The 14,736-nt window shown below is 71.9% G+C and carries 17 protein-coding genes; 6 read left to right on the top strand and 11 right to left on the bottom strand.

What is annotated here, in order from left to right:
- Positions 1-75: 75 nt before the first annotated feature.
- Together dhaL and dhaM are read left to right on the top strand one after the other, a co-directional pair.
- Positions 76-702: a dihydroxyacetone kinase subunit DhaL gene (dhaL, locus tag DEI91_RS08345; protein ID WP_111051841.1), complete on the top strand. Its 627-nt coding sequence runs from the start codon at positions 76-78 to the stop codon at positions 700-702.
- The gene (dhaM, locus tag DEI91_RS08340) at positions 699-1,445 is read left to right on the top strand and encodes a dihydroxyacetone kinase phosphoryl donor subunit DhaM (RefSeq protein WP_111051840.1); all 747 of its coding nucleotides are present in this window, start codon (positions 699-701) and stop codon (positions 1,443-1,445) included. Before dhaL ends, dhaM begins: the two co-directional genes overlap by 4 nt.
- A gap of 56 nt (positions 1,446-1,501) precedes the next feature.
- Here dhaM and DEI91_RS08335 read toward each other — a convergent pair whose 3' ends face one another.
- The gene (locus tag DEI91_RS08335; protein WP_111051839.1) at positions 1,502-2,338 is read right to left on the bottom strand and encodes a helix-turn-helix domain-containing protein; all 837 of its coding nucleotides are present in this window, start codon (positions 2,336-2,338) and stop codon (positions 1,502-1,504) included.
- 117 nt (positions 2,339-2,455) lie between these two features.
- Between DEI91_RS08335 and DEI91_RS08330 the strand changes: the two genes are divergently transcribed.
- On the top strand, positions 2,456-3,136 hold the full coding sequence (locus DEI91_RS08330) for an SDR family NAD(P)-dependent oxidoreductase (protein ID WP_111051930.1): 681 nt from the start codon (positions 2,456-2,458) through the stop codon (positions 3,134-3,136).
- A gap of 102 nt (positions 3,137-3,238) precedes the next feature.
- Here DEI91_RS08330 and DEI91_RS08325 read toward each other — a convergent pair whose 3' ends face one another.
- Together DEI91_RS08325 and DEI91_RS08320 are read right to left on the bottom strand one after the other, a co-directional pair.
- Complete coding sequence (locus DEI91_RS08325; RefSeq protein WP_111051838.1) at positions 3,239-4,114, bottom strand: pentapeptide repeat-containing protein; 876 nt, start codon at positions 4,112-4,114, stop codon at positions 3,239-3,241.
- A 46-nt stretch (positions 4,115-4,160) separates the two neighbouring features.
- A complete protein-coding gene (locus DEI91_RS08320) occupies positions 4,161-4,592 on the bottom strand; it encodes a MauE/DoxX family redox-associated membrane protein (protein WP_111051929.1) in 432 nt (143 codons plus the stop codon).
- Positions 4,593-4,993: 401 nt separating this feature from the next.
- Between DEI91_RS08320 and DEI91_RS08315 the strand changes: the two genes are divergently transcribed.
- On the top strand, positions 4,994-5,407 hold the full coding sequence (locus DEI91_RS08315) for an arsenate reductase ArsC (protein WP_111051837.1): 414 nt from the start codon (positions 4,994-4,996) through the stop codon (positions 5,405-5,407).
- Between the two features lie 37 nt (positions 5,408-5,444).
- Here DEI91_RS08315 and DEI91_RS16245 read toward each other — a convergent pair whose 3' ends face one another.
- The 4 genes from DEI91_RS16245 to DEI91_RS08300 form a co-directional block, all read right to left on the bottom strand.
- Complete coding sequence (locus tag DEI91_RS16245; RefSeq protein WP_181439533.1) at positions 5,445-5,606, bottom strand: hypothetical protein; 162 nt, start codon at positions 5,604-5,606, stop codon at positions 5,445-5,447.
- A 116-nt stretch (positions 5,607-5,722) separates the two neighbouring features.
- The gene (locus tag DEI91_RS08310; RefSeq protein ID WP_146244235.1) at positions 5,723-6,001 is read right to left on the bottom strand and encodes a DUF4190 domain-containing protein; all 279 of its coding nucleotides are present in this window, start codon (positions 5,999-6,001) and stop codon (positions 5,723-5,725) included.
- Positions 6,002-6,147: 146 nt separating this feature from the next.
- Positions 6,148-6,600: an NUDIX hydrolase gene (locus DEI91_RS08305; RefSeq protein ID WP_111051835.1), complete on the bottom strand. Its 453-nt coding sequence runs from the start codon at positions 6,598-6,600 to the stop codon at positions 6,148-6,150.
- Positions 6,601-6,658: 58 nt separating this feature from the next.
- Positions 6,659-7,420: an SDR family oxidoreductase gene (locus DEI91_RS08300; RefSeq protein ID WP_111051834.1), complete on the bottom strand. Its 762-nt coding sequence runs from the start codon at positions 7,418-7,420 to the stop codon at positions 6,659-6,661.
- A gap of 251 nt (positions 7,421-7,671) precedes the next feature.
- Between DEI91_RS08300 and DEI91_RS08295 the strand changes: the two genes are divergently transcribed.
- Both DEI91_RS08295 and DEI91_RS08290 read left to right on the top strand, forming a co-directional pair.
- Positions 7,672-8,145, top strand: a complete 474-nt coding sequence (locus DEI91_RS08295; RefSeq protein WP_258374355.1) for an NfeD family protein — start codon at positions 7,672-7,674, stop codon at positions 8,143-8,145.
- Positions 8,142-9,347 carry an SPFH domain-containing protein gene (locus tag DEI91_RS08290; RefSeq protein WP_111051832.1) on the top strand — a complete coding sequence of 402 codons (1,206 nt, stop codon included), beginning with the start codon at positions 8,142-8,144 and terminating at the stop codon, positions 9,345-9,347. The genes DEI91_RS08295 and DEI91_RS08290 overlap by 4 nt, the downstream gene beginning before the upstream one ends.
- 65 nt (positions 9,348-9,412) lie before the next feature.
- On the opposite strand, the gene DEI91_RS08285 is transcribed toward DEI91_RS08290, so the two are convergent.
- From DEI91_RS08285 to tatC, 4 genes are all read right to left on the bottom strand, one after another.
- Positions 9,413-9,763 carry an RNA polymerase-binding protein RbpA gene (locus DEI91_RS08285; RefSeq protein ID WP_111051831.1) on the bottom strand — a complete coding sequence of 117 codons (351 nt, stop codon included), beginning with the start codon at positions 9,761-9,763 and terminating at the stop codon, positions 9,413-9,415.
- Between the two features lie 159 nt (positions 9,764-9,922).
- A complete protein-coding gene (gene lnt, locus DEI91_RS08280; protein ID WP_258374354.1) occupies positions 9,923-11,503 on the bottom strand; it encodes an apolipoprotein N-acyltransferase in 1,581 nt (526 codons plus the stop codon).
- Between the two features lie 11 nt (positions 11,504-11,514).
- Entirely contained in the window at positions 11,515-13,953 is a 2,439-nt protein-coding gene (locus DEI91_RS08275; RefSeq protein ID WP_111051830.1) for an RNA helicase, read from the bottom strand.
- Positions 13,950-14,702: a twin-arginine translocase subunit TatC gene (gene tatC, locus DEI91_RS08270; protein WP_111051829.1), complete on the bottom strand. Its 753-nt coding sequence runs from the start codon at positions 14,700-14,702 to the stop codon at positions 13,950-13,952. The genes DEI91_RS08275 and tatC overlap by 4 nt, the downstream gene beginning before the upstream one ends.
- Positions 14,703-14,736 lie beyond the last annotated feature (34 nt).

Below are 14,736 nucleotides of genomic sequence, written 5' to 3'. Positions count from 1 at the left end.
GACCGCACGACGCACCACCAGCACGACGACACCGCTCACGACGCCGACCCGCTCGGCCGCACGAAGGGACACACCTTGTCGCTCGACACCGCATGGGCCATCGACTGGGTCCGCCGCACCGCCGCCACGATCGACCAGCACCGCGCGGAGCTCGTGACGCTCGACCGCGAGATCGGCGACGGCGACCACGGCGAGAACCTCGACCGTGGGTTCCGCGCGGTGGTCGGGTCCCTGGACGAAGCGGCTCCGGAGACGCCCGGCGCCGTGTTCAAGCTGGTCGCCACGAAGCTCATCTCGACCGTCGGCGGCGCCGCCGGTCCGCTGTTCGGCACGGCGTACCTCAAGGCGGCCCAGGCGGCCGGGGACGCGTCGGAACTCGACGCCGACACCCTGGTGGCGGTGCTCACGGCAGCCCGCGACGGCGTGGTGTCCCGTGGCAAGGCCGAGGTGGGCGACAAGACGATGGTGGACGCCTGGACCCCCGCCGTCGACGCTGCCGCCGCGGCCGCAGCGGCAGGGGAGACGCCCGAACAGGTCCTCGCGGCAGCCGCCGACGCCGCGGCGACCGGCGCCGAGTCGACCGACGCCCTCGTCGCACGGAAGGGGCGTGCGAGCTACCTCGGCGAGCGTGCGATCGGACACCGTGACCCGGGTGCCCAGTCGAGCGCCTACGTCCTGCGCGCCGCGGTTGACGCGGCATGAGCGTCGGGATCCTGGTCGTCTCGCACAGTGCCGCCGTCGCGCAGGGCACGGTCGACATCGCCCGGCAGATGGCCGGGGACGTCCGGCTCGTCGCGGCGGGCGGCACCGACGCCGGCGGGATCGGCACCTCGTTCGAGGCGATCTCGGCCGGGATCGAGGAACTCGCCGCCGCCGACGCCGTCGTGGTCCTGTGCGACCTCGGCTCCGCCTACCTGACGACCGACACGGCTCTCGACTTCCTCGACGACGACCTCCGGGCCCGCGTGCACGTCTCCGACGCGCCACTGGTGGAGGGGACCGTGGCCGCGGCCGTCGCAGCGCAGACCGGTGGCGACGTCACGGCCGTGCTCGATGCGGCGTCCACCGCCGGTGGTACCGGGACGGCTGGTCCTGCCGACCGCACCGACGCAGCGGGCGGCGGGGGAGCCTCCCGTCCGGACCAGCCGGGAGGCGCGGGACAGGTGGCCGACAGCGGCGACGCGGACGGGGCGGTCGCCACCGCCACCGCCGAGCTCGTCAACGAGTCCGGACTGCACGCGCGCCCCGCCGCCGAGTTCGTGAAGGCGGCCGCTCGGCACGAAGCCGTGGTCCGGGTGAACGGCGTCGACGCGAAGAGCCTCCTCGCGATCATGGCGCTCGCGCTGCCGAAGGGCGCGTCGGTCACGGTCGAGGCGTCCGGAGCGGACGCGCAGGACGCGGTCGACGAACTCATCGCCCTCGTCCGCTCGGGCTTCGGCGAGTAGCCCCGACCGGCCGGTGCGGCGGCGGGACCGGCCGGTGCAGCGGCACGGCGAGTCGGTCAGGCGCTCGTGACGACCGACTGCAGTCCGGTGACGCGCAGCAGGTCGAGCCGCGACGCGTCCTCGCTGCCGGGCACGACCGTGTAGACGACGATCCGCAGATCGCTGCCCGGCACCGAGAGCGTGTCGCAGTCGACCTCGATCGGGCCGACCGGCGTCCGCAGGGTCTTCCGGCTCGTCCGGTGCTCGGCGATCCGGGCCTCGCCCCAGCGGCGCTCGAACTCCGGGCTCGTCGCCCGCAGGTCCCGGACGAGTCCGGCGAGGCGCCGGTCGTCCGGGTACCGCCCGAGGGCACCGCGCAGGTCGGCGGCCAGGTCGGACGCGAAGGCCTCGCCGTGCTCGTCGTCGAAGTCGACGCCCTCGTGGCCGTCGGTGAAGAACTGCCAGACGAGGTTCGCCGACCGCCCCTGCCACCGGTCGCCGTCACCGGAGGCCGCGACCCAGAGGTCGTTCCGGTACAGCAGGTCGTGGCTCGCGGTGAAGACGGCGAGCGGCACGTCGGACAGCCGGTCGACGATCCGCTGCACACCGGGCGTGATGTGCCGGGGCACGACACCGCGCGACGGGGGAGCTGCACCGGCGACGCGGAACAGGTGGTCGCGCTCCTGCTCGGTGAGCCGGAGCGCGGTGGCCAGCGCGGAGAGGAGCTGCGGCGACGGGTTGAGCGCCCGCCCCTGCTCGAGCCGCACGACGTAGTCGACGCTGACCCCCGCGAGCGCCGCGAGTTCCTCACGCCGCAGACCGGCCGTGCGCCGTCCGGGGCCGGCTGGGAGGCCCACCTCGGCGGGGGTCACCCGCTCGCGCCAGGACCGCAGGACGTCCGCGAACTCACTCATGTGGCAATCCTCGCGCGGTTCCACGGCCGGACGGTGGTACTCGCAGTCCTCCCGTCCGCCGGGCAGCACGACGAGGGGTGCCTGGGGGAGCGGACCGGGTACGAGCACGATGGACGCATGACCACCACACTCATCACCGGGGCGAACCGCAGCCTCGGACTCGAGACCGCCCGCCGCCTCATCGACGCCGGCCACACCGTGATCGCCGGCGTCCGCGACCCCGACGACGCCGACGCCGTCCGCTCCCTCGGCGCCTCCGTCGTCCAGCTCGACGTCACCGACCAGGCGAGCGTCGACGCCGCGTTCGCGTCCGTCCCCGCCCTCGACGTCCTCGTCAACAACGCCGGGATCAGCGGCACCTCGTACGGGGTCGACGACCTGACCGCCGAGGCGATGACGACCGTCCTCGAGGCGAACGTCACCGGCATCGTCCGCGTCACCCAGGCCGCCCTGCCGCTGCTCCACGCGTCTGAGCACCCCGTCGTCGTCAACGTCGCCTCCGGGGTCGGCTGGCCGCGGTTCCTCAGCACGCCCGGCCACGACGAGTTCCCGGTGCCGATGATCCCGTACGCGGCCTCGAAGGCAGCCGTCATCGCCCTGACCGTGCAGTACGCGAAGAACCTGCCGACCTTCCGCGTCAACGTCAGCGACCCGGGCTACACGGCGACCGACTTCAACGGCCACTCGGGCCACCAGACGGTCACCGAGGGCACCGACGCGACCGTCGCGCTGGCGCTCGTCGGCCCGGACGGCCCGACGGGGGAGTTCCACAACCGGCACGGGCGCATCGACTACTGACGTCGACGCTGGGTTGGACGGACGGGAGGCGCGTGGCGGGCTCGCCGCGCGCCTCCCGTCCGTTGTCGGTCCAGCGGGGACGTGTCGGACCGGACGGCGGCCTCAGCCGCCCCAGTGGGACGGCCGCTGGAAGCCGTCGTCGAGCCGGGTGTCGGCGTCACCTCGTGCCGCGTTCACCTGCATCTGAGTGAGGAAGACCGCCCCGCGGAGGTCCGCACCGGACAGGTCGGCGTCGCGGAGGTCGGCACCGATGCACTCGCACGAGCGGAGCTCCGCGCCGGTGAGGTCGGCCCCGATGAGCAACGCGCCGCGGAGGCTCGCGCCCCGGAGGTCCGCCCGCCGCAGGTCGGCGCCCACCAGGTCGGCGCCGGGGCCGACCCGGAGGCGGCCGACGCGACGCTCGTCGGCCCGGGTGTCGCGGCTGTCCCCGCCGCGGACCAGGGCCCGCGCGTTCCGGCTCGCCTCGAGCAACAGCGGTCGTGCGGCGTCGTACTCCGCGTCGACGTCGATGCCGAGGATCGTGTCCGGGTCGGCGTCACTGAATGCACGGACGCGCTCGAAGTCCCGCGTCAGCCGTTCGGCGTCCGTGTCGGCGGGGGTGATCGTGATGGCCTCGTCGAGGTACCGGAGCAGTTCGTGCAGCCGCCGCACGACCGGGAACGTCGCGGCCATCGCCTGGCGGGTGGCGTCGTCGTCCCGCCAGGACCGACCCGCGAAGGTGTGGCGCGAGACCTTCTGCCCGGCGCCGGAGCATTCGAAGACCGTGCAGCCGCGGAACCCCTCGGCCCGGAGGCGCGGATGGATCGTGCAGGCGTCGGCGCCGTCGGGGTTCGTGCACGGGTCGCCGGCGGACTTGTCGACGGGGAAGTCGACGGACCGGGTGAAGGCCAGCGCGACGCAGCAGAGGCCGAAGCAGTTCGCGCAGTCGGCACCGAGGTCCTCGCGGCGGCCGAGGGTCACCCGGGTGCGTGTCGTCATCAGGGGTGAGGCTCCACATCGACGTGAGCGGCGCCGTCCGCGGTGGTCAGCGCCGCGTCCGGAGGGCGTTCGTCGCCCAGAGCGCGACGGCGATCAGCACGGGCTGGAAGAGGAGTCGGACGAACCGCTTCGTGTCGGTGTCGAGCCCGAAGCCGTCCCGGTGGTGCAGCCACTGCGCGATGTTGCCGGGGAAGATCGCGGTGAAGAAGACCGCGGCCACCCAGCCGACGGTCGCCTGCCGGCGGACGAGCAGCATGAGCGCGGCGCCGAGGGAGATCTCCGCGACGCCGGACGCCAGGACGGTGACGTCCGGGTCGAGCGGCACGAACTCCGGGACCTGCGCCCGGAACTCCTCGCGGGCGACGGTGAGGTGACTGATGCCCGCCCACGCCATGGCCGCACCGAGCAGGATGCGGACGATCGTGCGAGGCACGGAGGAGTGAACGGGACGGCGGCGGTCGATCTCTCGGACAGTCATGTTGTGCACAACCTAACACGGAGCTCCGAACGGCAGGGGAGCCGAGGCGCGAACGCCGGACCTGCGATGCGGTGGGGTGGATCGACGAGCCGTGGATGCCGACGGGATCATCCGGTCAGGAGCTGTGGGATCGCCCGCCAGCACCCACGTATCTCCTCCGCCGGCGAGGATCGCCCTGCAGCGGAAGGACGTTGGCCCGTCCCGCACATCGCGCCGGCGGCCGGCGGGACCGCGCCGCGACGGCGAGAGTGCTGCGGGATCTGCGGGCATGAGGGCTCGGCGTCGTGAGGGCCGTGGAGGGAGCGTCCAACCGTCACCCTCCAGCCTCCGTCGACACGAATTGACATAATATGCATTATCGGCGCGCAGCACTGACTCGTCGGTTGCGGGAAGATCGTCGCATGAGCATCGACCCGTCCGCCCAGAAGCCCGCCGTCCTCTTCGTCTGTGTGCACAACGCCGGACGGTCCCAGATGGCCGCCGGGTTCCTCCGCGCGATCGCCGGTGACCGCGTCGACGTCTTCTCCGCCGGGTCCGAGCCGGCCGATCAGGTGAACCAGGTCGCCGTCGCCGCCATGCGCGAGGTCGACATCGACATCGTCGGCCAGGCCCCGGCGATCCTGACGACCGACGCGGTCCGGAACGCCGACGTGGTCATCACGATGGGCTGTGGCGACGCCTGCCCGGTGTTCCCCGGCAAGCGCTACGAGGACTGGGAGCTCCGCGACCCGGCCGGCCTGCCGCTCGAAGACGTCCGCCCGATCCGCGACGACGTCCGCGGACGTGTCGAACGCCTGGTCGCGACGCTCGTCTGAGCGCCGCTCCCAGGCGTCCGGGTCGAGTTCGTGGCCCTCAGTTCGCCGAGTCGTCGGACGTGGTGGGCACGTCCGAGCTGTCGATCTCGAGGGCTGCGTCCTCCTCGCCCTGCTCCTCGACGGTGTTGTCCGTGTCGGGCTGCTGGGGGTCGTCGGCCTGCGTGGTCTCTTCTGCCGGGTCCGGCTGGCTGTACGTCATGCCGTCGACGCTACGCCGCGGTCCCTCGACGGGCGCAGGGACGGCTCGTCACCGGACAGACGGGAGGCCCGTGGCGACGTCCGCCACGGGCCTCCCGTCCGTCCGACCGCAGGAGGTCAGAAGCCGAGCGCGGTGTTCATGTTGGCCGCCGCGTTGAACAACGCGATCGACGAGAAGACGCCGATGACGAGCGACAGGACGGAGATGATCACGCCAGCGATCGCGAGGCCACGGCCGCGCTCCCCCGTGCGCTTGATCTGCGACAGCGCGATGAGGCTGACGACGAGGCCCGCGATGTTGATGACGAAGGCGAGCACGAAGCCGACGATCGCGAGCGTGCTGAACTTCTGGCTGCTCTGCGCGGTGCTCTGGTACGGGTTGGTGGTGTTGGTCATGGTCACTCCGGTGCGAGGATGACGTCAGGTCGCTGACGATTGGTCGACTCTGAACGTACTGACACGGTGATCCGGTGTCCGGAGAGCGGTACGGCCACCCACGAACTGGGGGCAGAACGGCCGTGCGAGGGCTGGTGTGTACCGCGTCAGCGCCCGTGCCGGCGCACGAGCTCCGGCAGCTCGTCCGGCTCGAACGGGTCGTCCGTGGCGTCGAGCTCGTCCGCCGTCCACCACCGCGCCGCCAGGATGTCGACCCGCTCGTCGTCCGTCCAGCCGGCGTCGGACAACGCGAACCCCGGTGTCCGGACGACGTAGAACTCGGCGTGTCCGCGGTCGTGGTCGGCCTGGTCCCAGGTGACCGGGAAGTCCCACGACCACACCGGCTCCCCCGGGTCCGTGATGACGATGCCGGTCTCCTCGTGGAGCTCCCGGATCGCCGCGTCCCGGTGCGACTCCCCCGGGTCGACACCACCGCCCGGGGTGATCCACCGGTGCGCGCCGTCCGAGGACGGCGCCTTCGTGTCCATGAGGAACACGCGTCCGTCGGGGTCGAGCAGGAGGATCCGGGAGGTCCGGCGCAGGCCGTGTGCAGCAGTCACGACACCGACGCTAGCGGCCCGGCGTGCCGGTTGCGGCGGGCCGGTGCGGTCCTGCCGGTCAGTTCGTGAAGGAGCTGACGTCGCCGACGAGCTTCGTGTGGTCCGCGGGGATCGGCTCCACCGCGGCGAGGGCGATCTCGGCCGCGAACTCGGAGACGCTGTAGAGCTTGCCGACGGCCTCGCGACGGCCCTCGATGGCGCCGGGGTTGATGCGGTTGAGCAGGGTCGCCGTGATGGTGCCCTCGATCATGTCGCCCGAGACGGTGACGAACTCGATGCCCGCGGCCTCGAGCTGCGGCAGGAGTTCGCGCAGGGCGAGTTCACCGGCGCGCTTGCTCTTCGCGACGGGGACGTACTCGGGCAGCGTCTCGGCGGTCTCGACGAAGTGGGCCTGGTGGCTCGTGACGAACACGACGCGGGACCCGGCGGGCATGTGCGGCACGGCGGTCTGCAGCATGTCGACCTGGGCGTCGCGGTTGAGACGCAGGGCGTAGTCCTCGCCCATGCCGGACTCCATGCCGCCCGAGGCGTTGAGGACGAGGAGGTCGATGCCGCCCCACTCGCGCACGACGGTGTCGACCATCGCCTGCACGGAGTCGTGGTCGGTGAGGTCTGCTCCGACCGCGAGGGCCGCTCCCCCGTCGGCGACGATCTTCTCGGCGATCTGCTCGGCGCGGCGGGCCTTGTTGCGGTAGTTCACGACGACCTTCGCGCCGGCCTCCGCCAGGTACCCGACCGTGTCCGCTCCGATGCCACGGGAGGACCCGGTGACGAGGGCGCGCGTGCCGTCGAGGGATCCGGGGGCGAGGGGGCTGCTCACAGTGGTGTCTCCTGTCGTGGGGCGGCGCCGGTCCTGGTCGTCCCGGGCGGCATCGAGCCTACCAAGGCGCGGAACGTGACCGACCTCTCGCCGGGGACGGCCCGCCCGGCACCGGCCGGGCCGGGGACGGCCCGCCCTGCACCGGCCGGGCCACCAGGGGGTGCGCCAGCGGGCGCTGGTACGTTGGTCGGACGAGACCGGACGTCGCGACGCAGCGACCGCCGCGCGCGATGGACGGGGAGGGAGATCGCGTGGACGTCACGGAATGGACACAGGTGATCGTGTGGATCGCACTGGTGCTCGTCCTGGGGGTGGTCGAGGTGTTCACCCTCGACTTCGTCTTCATCATGCTCGCTGCCGGAGCAGCCGGCGGCCTGGTCGCCGCCCTGCTCGGTGCCGAGTGGTGGCTGTCGACGCTCATCGCCGCGGTGCTCGCGCTGCTGCTGCTCGCCGTCGTGCGCCCCCGGGTGCTCCGGGCGCTGAACCGCGGCGCCGACCCCCACCGGACCGGGGTCGACGGTCTCGTCGGCATGACCGGGACGGTCGCCCTCGCCTTCACGTCTTCCGCTCCCGGCCAGGTCCGCCTGGCCAACGGTGAGACCTGGAGCGCGCGCTTCGCCCCGGGCACCACCGACCGCACACCACCGCTCGGCACCCGCGTGGTCGTCGAGTCCATCGAGGGCTCCACAGCCGTCGTCCGCACCGAACAGAAGGCTGGCACATGACCCTGTCCACCGGGACGGTCGTCCTGATCGTCCTCATCGCCGTCGTCGTCGTCTTCGTGATCGTCGTCCTCGCGAAGGCCATCCGGATCGTCCCCCAGGCCACCGCCGGGATCGTCGAACGACTCGGCAAGTACCACAAGACACTCAACCCCGGGTTGAACCTGCTCGTGCCGTTCATCGACCGTCTCCGGCCGTTGCTCGACATGCGCGAGCAGGTCGTCTCGTTCCCGCCGCAGCCCGTCATCACCGAGGACAACCTCGTGGTCTCGATCGACACCGTCGTGTACTTCCAGGTCACCGACGCCCGCGCCGCGACCTACGAGATCGCGAACTACCTCGGCGCCGTCGAGCAGCTCACGACGACGACGCTCCGCAACGTCGTCGGTGGGCTCAACCTCGAAGAGGCCCTGACGAGCCGCGACAACATCAACGGGCAGCTTCGCGTCGTGCTCGACGAAGCGACCGGGAAGTGGGGCATCCGCGTCGGTCGCGTCGAGCTCAAGGCGATCGAGCCGCCCGTGTCGATCCAGGACGCCATGGAGCAGCAGCTCCGCGCCGAGCGGAGCCGTCGTGCCGCGATCCTGCAGGCCGAGGGGACCAAGCAGTCCCAGATCCTCGAGGCCGAGGGACAGCGGCAGGCCGCGATCCTCGCGGCCGAGGGTGACGCGAAGGCGCAGGTCCTCCGGGCCGAGGGTGAAGCCCAGGCGATCGCGACCGTCTTCGACGCGATCCACACGGGCGACCCGGACGAGAAGCTGCTGTCCTACCAGTACCTCCAGATGCTCCCGAAGATCGCTGAGGGCACCTCGAACAAGCTCTGGATGATCCCGAGCGAGTTCACCGAGGCACTCTCCGGCGTCGCGAAGGGCTTCAGCGCTCCGCGCACCGGCGGCGCTCCCGCGGCCGGCCCGGCCGGCAGTGGGGACTTCCTCGAGAAGATCTCCAAGCTCGCGGGCGAGAGCCTGACCACCACCACCGCCACGACGACCGGGAGCAGCGCCGCCGCCGGGAACGCGGACGCCACCGCGGCGGACATCGTGCCGGAGTCCACCCTGACGGGACCCTCGTCCGGGTCGGGCCGGACCGTCGAGGAGAAGCTGGCGGCCGCCGCTGAGGCCTCCCGCGCTCAGCTCCGGACGGACGAGCGTCCGGGAGCGACCGACGGACAGGCGTCCAGTGCGGATCCCGCCCCCGGCTCCTGACCCGACACACGACGACGGCCCACCCCCGAGGGAGCGGGCCGTCGTCGTGTGTGCCGCTTCGACGCCTAGGCGCCGCGGCGGGCGCGGAGTACCTGCAGGCGTTCCTGCAGCAGCTCCTCGAGTTCTTCCCGTGACCGCCGTTCGAGCAGCATGTCCCAGTGGGTCCGCGGCGCCTTGACGTCCTCCGCAGCCACTTCGACCGGCGTGCCGTCCTCGCCGAGCAGTCGTCCTTCCATCCCGGTGCGCGGGTCCGACCAGATCGCCGGGACCTCTGCCTCGGCGGAGAAGACCACGTCGAAGGTCTCTCCCGAGACCGCCTGGTAGACGGCACGCTTCCGCTCGGAGAGCTCGACACCGTCCTCGCTCTGGAGGCTCTGGCTCCCGAGCCGCATGCCTCGGAGACTCCGATCAGCCATGTCCGACTCCTCTCGCTCGTTCCTCCGGTCCAACCCACACCACCCGCCTTTCGTTCCGGAGGGGTGGCATTCACAGTCGGTTCCCAGTGCACGGCGCGGCCCCCGCGCGCGGTGGTCAGCGACCTGGCACGGCGACGCCGGTGGCCCGGCGGAGGACGGTCAGCGGCGCCGGCGCCCCCACGGCGCGCAGGCGAGCAGCACGAGGAGACCGCCGAGCGACAGCGCGAGCGTGATGCTGCCGGACGCGACGGTCGCAGGCGTCGTCGACGTGCCGAGCGGGACGTCCGTCACCATCGAACTCGCCGTGTACGCCGGGACGCGGTCGATCGTCCGGCCGCTCGGGTCGATCACCTGCGACGCACCGACCGTGGAGATGTTGACGAGCGACCGCCCGGTCTCGACGGCCCGCATCCGTGCGATCTCGAGCTGCTGGAGGTTCTCGTCGGTCCCGTCGAAGTCGGCGTTGTTCGTCTGCGCCAGGATCACCTGCGCTCCCCCGCGCGCCAGGTCCGCGGTCAGACCGTCGTCGACGACGTCGAAGCAGATCATCACGCCGGCCCGGATGCCGGCGACCGGCAGCACGTTCGGCTTCGTCCCGGGGGTGTAGTCGCGCTGCAGCAGCCCGATGAGCGAGGGTGCGAGCTTCGAGTAGAACCAGCGGTCGGGGACGTACTCCCCGAACGGGACCGGCCTCTTCTTGTCGTACGAGGCCCCCCATCCGTCGGCGTCCCACACGAACGAGGTGTTGTGCAGGACCCCGGACGCGGTCTGTGTCACGCCGCCGGCGACGAGCGGGGCGCCGACGCTCCGGACGACGGCGTCGAGCGTGGACGCGATGACCGCCTCCCGGCGGGGGTCGTACTCCGCCGCCGCCTCCGGCCACACGACGAGGTCGACACCGCGGGCGTCGACGTCGGTGGCGGCGACCTGCGACCGGAGGACGTCGCCCGGCTCGGCGCCGTCGAAGTAGCCGGCTGGGCCGTTGCCCTGCACGGCCTCGACGCGCACCGTGCCGTCGACCGCGGTCGGCCACGCGGGCACCGCCAGGACCGCCGACACGAGCAGACCGGCGGTCGCGATGCGGACCGGCAGGCGGAGCCCGCCGACGAGGCCGAGCGACACCACGACGGCGACGCAGTAGACGACGACGAAGCTCAGCCCGAGGACGCCGACGTACGCGGCGAGGTGTGTGAACGGGCCTTCCGACTGGGACAGACCCACCCGACCCCAGGCGAAGCCGCCGTACGGCCAGCTCCCCGAGAACCACTCGCGTCCGGTCCACAGGGCCGCGATGACGGCCGGGAGGCCCCACACACGTCCCGCGGTCGAGGTCACGACCCCGCCGACCCACCGGTAGGCGAGCGCGATCGCGACCGTGCCGAGGGCGGTGAGCGCCGCCTCGAGGAGCGCGAGTGCGAACCACGGCACCGGTCCGAGGTACCGTCCGGCCCACGAGATCACCGGCACCCAGAACGCCACGCCGGCGACGAACCCGAGCCAGGACGCGCGGCGGACCCGCTGCCCCTTCGCGGCGAGCAGGAGACACCCGACGGCGGGGTACGCGAGGAACCACCACCCCGGTGACGGGAACGACAGCGCGAACAGCACGCCGCCGACGACCGACAGCGGCAGCGCCTGTGCGAGGGGCAGGGCCGCCGTCAGCATGCCGTCGTCCGCGCTCGGTCGCCACCGTCCCACGGCGGCGCGCACCGGACGTACGGGTGTGTCGAGGACCGTCACCGGGCCTCCCGTCAGACCGTCGCGTAGGCGACGATGCCGCGGCGCACCGCGTCCGTCGCCCGGCGGGCCGTCCGGGCGAGGTCCTCGTCGCCCGCGTTCCGGATCTGGTCGAGCAGGTCGATGACCTGTTTCGACCACCGGACGAAGTCACCGGCTGCCAGGTCGAGGGACCGGAGGACGTCGTCGAGCGGCGAGCCGGAGGCCCACCGGAACATGCCGAGGGCGATCGCCGGGGTGGGCGGTTCCGAGCCGGCGAGCCGGGCGTCGCGCTCGACGTCGTCGAGGCGGGCCCAGATGGAGAGCGTCTCGTCGAGGGCCGGTCGGAAGGCGCCGCGGGGCACGGCGTGCTCGGTGCCGGGCGCGTCCTCGCGACGGGGCTGGTAGACGATGGTCGCGGCCATCCCGGCGAGCTGTGCGGGGGTCAGCTCCTTCCACACGCCGGCCTCGAGGCACTCGGCGACCAGGAGGTCGCGGTCCCCGTAGATGCGCTGCAGACGCCGGCCACCGGCGGCCACCGTGACGTCGCCGGCGTCGTCCTGCACCAGGTACCCGAGCGTCAGGAGCACGTCGGTCACGCGGTCGAACGTCGTCGCCACCGCTCCCGTGCGGGACCGGATCTGCTGCACGAGCTTGTCGTTGGCGCGCTTGAGCTTGTACCAGCGCTCCGCCCAGCGGGCGTGCGCCTCACGGTCCGGACACGCGTGGCATGGGTGGCGCTGGAGCTGTCGGCGGACCTCGGTGATCGCGGACTGGCGGTCCTGACGCGCACCGTGCGATGCCTCGCGTCCGCCGGGCACGTTCGACCGCTCGAGGTCCGACAGCTGTCGGCGGAGTGCGGCGTACTCGGTGAAGTCGCCGAGATGGCACTGCATGGCGTTCTGGTAGCCGTCCAGGGACTCCTGCTGCGACCGCACCTTGCGCGCGAGGTCGACCACCGAGCGGTCCGCCTGGAACTGCGCGAACGAGGTCTCGAGGACCTCACGCGTGCGGTCCCGACCGAACTGTTCGATGAGGTTCACGGCCATGTTGTACGTCGGCTTGAACGACGAGTTGAGCGGGTAGGTGCGACGGCTCGCGAGCGACGCCACGGCCTGCGGCTCGAGACCGTCGGACCACTGCACGACCGAGTGCCCCTCGACGTCGATCCCCCGACGCCCGGCACGACCGGTGAGCTGCGTGTACTCCCCCGGCGTGATCGGGACCCGGGCCTCGCCGTTGAACTTCTCGAGCTTCTCGAGCACGACCGTGCGCGCCGGCATGTTCACCCCGAGGGCCAGGGTCTCGGTCGCGAAGACGACCTTGAGGAGCTTGCGCTGGAAGAGGTCCTCGACGACCTCCTTGAACGCGGGCAACAGTCCGGCGTGGTGTGCGGCGACCCCGCGCTCGAGCCCCTCCAGCCACTCCCAGTAGCCGAGGACGGCGAGGTCCTCGTCGAGCAGGGTGCGGCAGTGGTACTCGGCGGTCTCGCGGATCTCCCGGCGCTCGTCGGCGGTGGTCAGCGACAGCCCGGAGCGCACGACGTGCCGGACGCCCTGGTCGCACCCGTTCCGGCTGAAGACGAAGAAGATCGCGGGCAGGAGCATGCGCTCGTCGAGCATCTTCGCGATCTGCTCGCGGTGCGCCTTCTCCGCACGGGGCCCCCGGCGGTCCGGGTACACCGGGCGTCCCCGGCGGCCGCGGGGTCCGTTCGTGCCGTGCCGGTTGGCGCCGCCCACGAGCCGGAGCAGTTCCGGGTTGACGCGGTTCGTCGCCGCGGCCCCGGACGAGTCGAAGAGGTCGACCATCTTGTTCCCGACGAGCACGTGCTGCTCGAGCGGGACCGGGCGGTCCTCGGACACGATGACGTCGGTGTCGCCGCGGACCGTCTGCAGCCAGTCGCCGAACTCCTCGGCGTTGCTCACGGTGGCGGAGAGCGACACCAGCCGGACCTCGGTCGGGAGGTGCAGGATGACCTCTTCCCAGACGGCCCCGCGGAACCGGTCGGCGAGGTAGTGCACCTCGTCGAGCACCACCCACGCCAGGTCGTCGAGCAGGTCCGAGTCGGCGTAGATCATGTTCCGCAGGACCTCGGTCGTCATCACGACGACGCGGGCCCGGGGGTTGACGTTCGTGTCGCCGGTGAGGAGCCCGACCTCGGTCTCGCCGTACGCCTGCACGAGCTCGGCGTACTTCTGGTTGCTCAGCGCCTTCATCGGCGTCGTGTAGAAGACCTTCGCGGTGGGCTGCCGCATCGCCAGCCAGATGGCGAACTCCGCGACGATCGTCTTGCCCGCTCCGGTCGGCGCGGCCACGAGCACGCTGTTGCCGCGGTCGACCGCGTCGCAGGCCGCGAACTGGAACGGGTCGAGGTCGAACCGCAGGTCCGTCCGGAACAGCTCGAGGTTCCGCGACCGACGGCGGACCTTCGCGGCGGCGAAGCGTTCGGCGGGGCTCAGGCTGGTCTCGGTCACAGGCCGTACTCCTCGTCGAGCTTCGCCTGGCGCTTCGCGACCCGGCGGTCGTGCACCCACGTCACCAGGCAGGCGGCGAAGTAGAGCACGACCATCGGGATGGCCAGGATGAACATGGACAGCACGTCCGCCGACGGCGTGACGAGCGCGGTGAAGACGAGGATCAGCACGATCGCGATCCGCCACGACCGCACGATCGCCGCGGCCGTCAGGACCCCGACGAAGTTGAGCAGGACGAGGAAGACCGGCAGGACGAACGCGATGCCGACCGCGACGATGAGCTTGATGACGAAGTCGTAGTACGCCTTCGCATCGACGATCGACGTGTCCTGCGCCGAGACGAAGCTGCCGAGGATCCCGACGACGTGCGGCAGGACGTACCAGCCGAACGCGCAGCCGGCGAAGAACAGCGGGATCGCCGAACCGAGGAAGCCCCAGACGTACTGCTTCTCGCGGCGCACCAGGGCCGGGACGATGAAGGCCCAGATCTGGTACAGCCAGACCGGACTCGCGATGACGACACCGATTGTGATCGCGATCTGCAGACGGAGGTCGAACGCGCCCGTGATCATGGGGAAGTTCAGCTCGGCGGTGTGTCCGCCGACCCGGGCGAGCTGGGTGACCGGTGACCGGAGCGCGTCGAGCACGAACGGGGTGAGGAACCAGCCGCCGATCGCCGCCACCAGGACCGCGACGACGGCCTTGAACAGGCGGTTGCGCAGCTCGATCAGGTGCTGACCGAGGGACATGCGGCCTTCGGGTTCCTTCGGTCGGCGCCCGTGC

Source organism: Curtobacterium sp. MCBD17_032, assembly GCF_003234855.1.
Classification (GTDB): Bacteria; Actinomycetota; Actinomycetes; order Actinomycetales; family Microbacteriaceae; genus Curtobacterium.
The sequence above is the reverse complement of the archived record's forward strand: the minus strand, read 5'-3'. Positions and strand labels throughout refer to the sequence as shown.

Bases quoted from the DNA above. Each gene is read 5' to 3' on its own strand.
- dhaM (WP_111051840.1), top strand. From the start codon at position 699: ATGAGCGTCGGGATCCTGGTCGTCTCGCACAGTGCCGCCGTCGCGCAG.
- DEI91_RS08335 (WP_111051839.1), bottom strand. From the start codon at position 2,338: ATGAGTGAGTTCGCGGACGTCCTGCGGTCCTGGCGCGAGCGGGTGACC.
- DEI91_RS08330 (WP_111051930.1), top strand. From the start codon at position 2,456: ATGACCACCACACTCATCACCGGGGCGAACCGCAGCCTCGGACTCGAG.
- DEI91_RS08325 (WP_111051838.1), bottom strand. From the start codon at position 4,114: ATGACGACACGCACCCGGGTGACCCTCGGCCGCCGCGAGGACCTCGGT.
- DEI91_RS08320 (WP_111051929.1), bottom strand. From the start codon at position 4,592: ATGACTGTCCGAGAGATCGACCGCCGCCGTCCCGTTCACTCCTCCGTG.
- DEI91_RS08315 (WP_111051837.1), top strand. From the start codon at position 4,994: ATGAGCATCGACCCGTCCGCCCAGAAGCCCGCCGTCCTCTTCGTCTGT.
- DEI91_RS16245 (WP_181439533.1), bottom strand. From the start codon at position 5,606: ATGACGTACAGCCAGCCGGACCCGGCAGAAGAGACCACGCAGGCCGAC.
- DEI91_RS08310 (WP_146244235.1), bottom strand. From the start codon at position 6,001: ATGACCAACACCACCAACCCGTACCAGAGCACCGCGCAGAGCAGCCAG.
- DEI91_RS08290 (WP_111051832.1), top strand. From the start codon at position 8,142: ATGACCCTGTCCACCGGGACGGTCGTCCTGATCGTCCTCATCGCCGTC.
- DEI91_RS08285 (WP_111051831.1), bottom strand. From the start codon at position 9,763: ATGGCTGATCGGAGTCTCCGAGGCATGCGGCTCGGGAGCCAGAGCCTC.
- tatC (WP_111051829.1), bottom strand. From the start codon at position 14,702: ATGTCCCTCGGTCAGCACCTGATCGAGCTGCGCAACCGCCTGTTCAAG.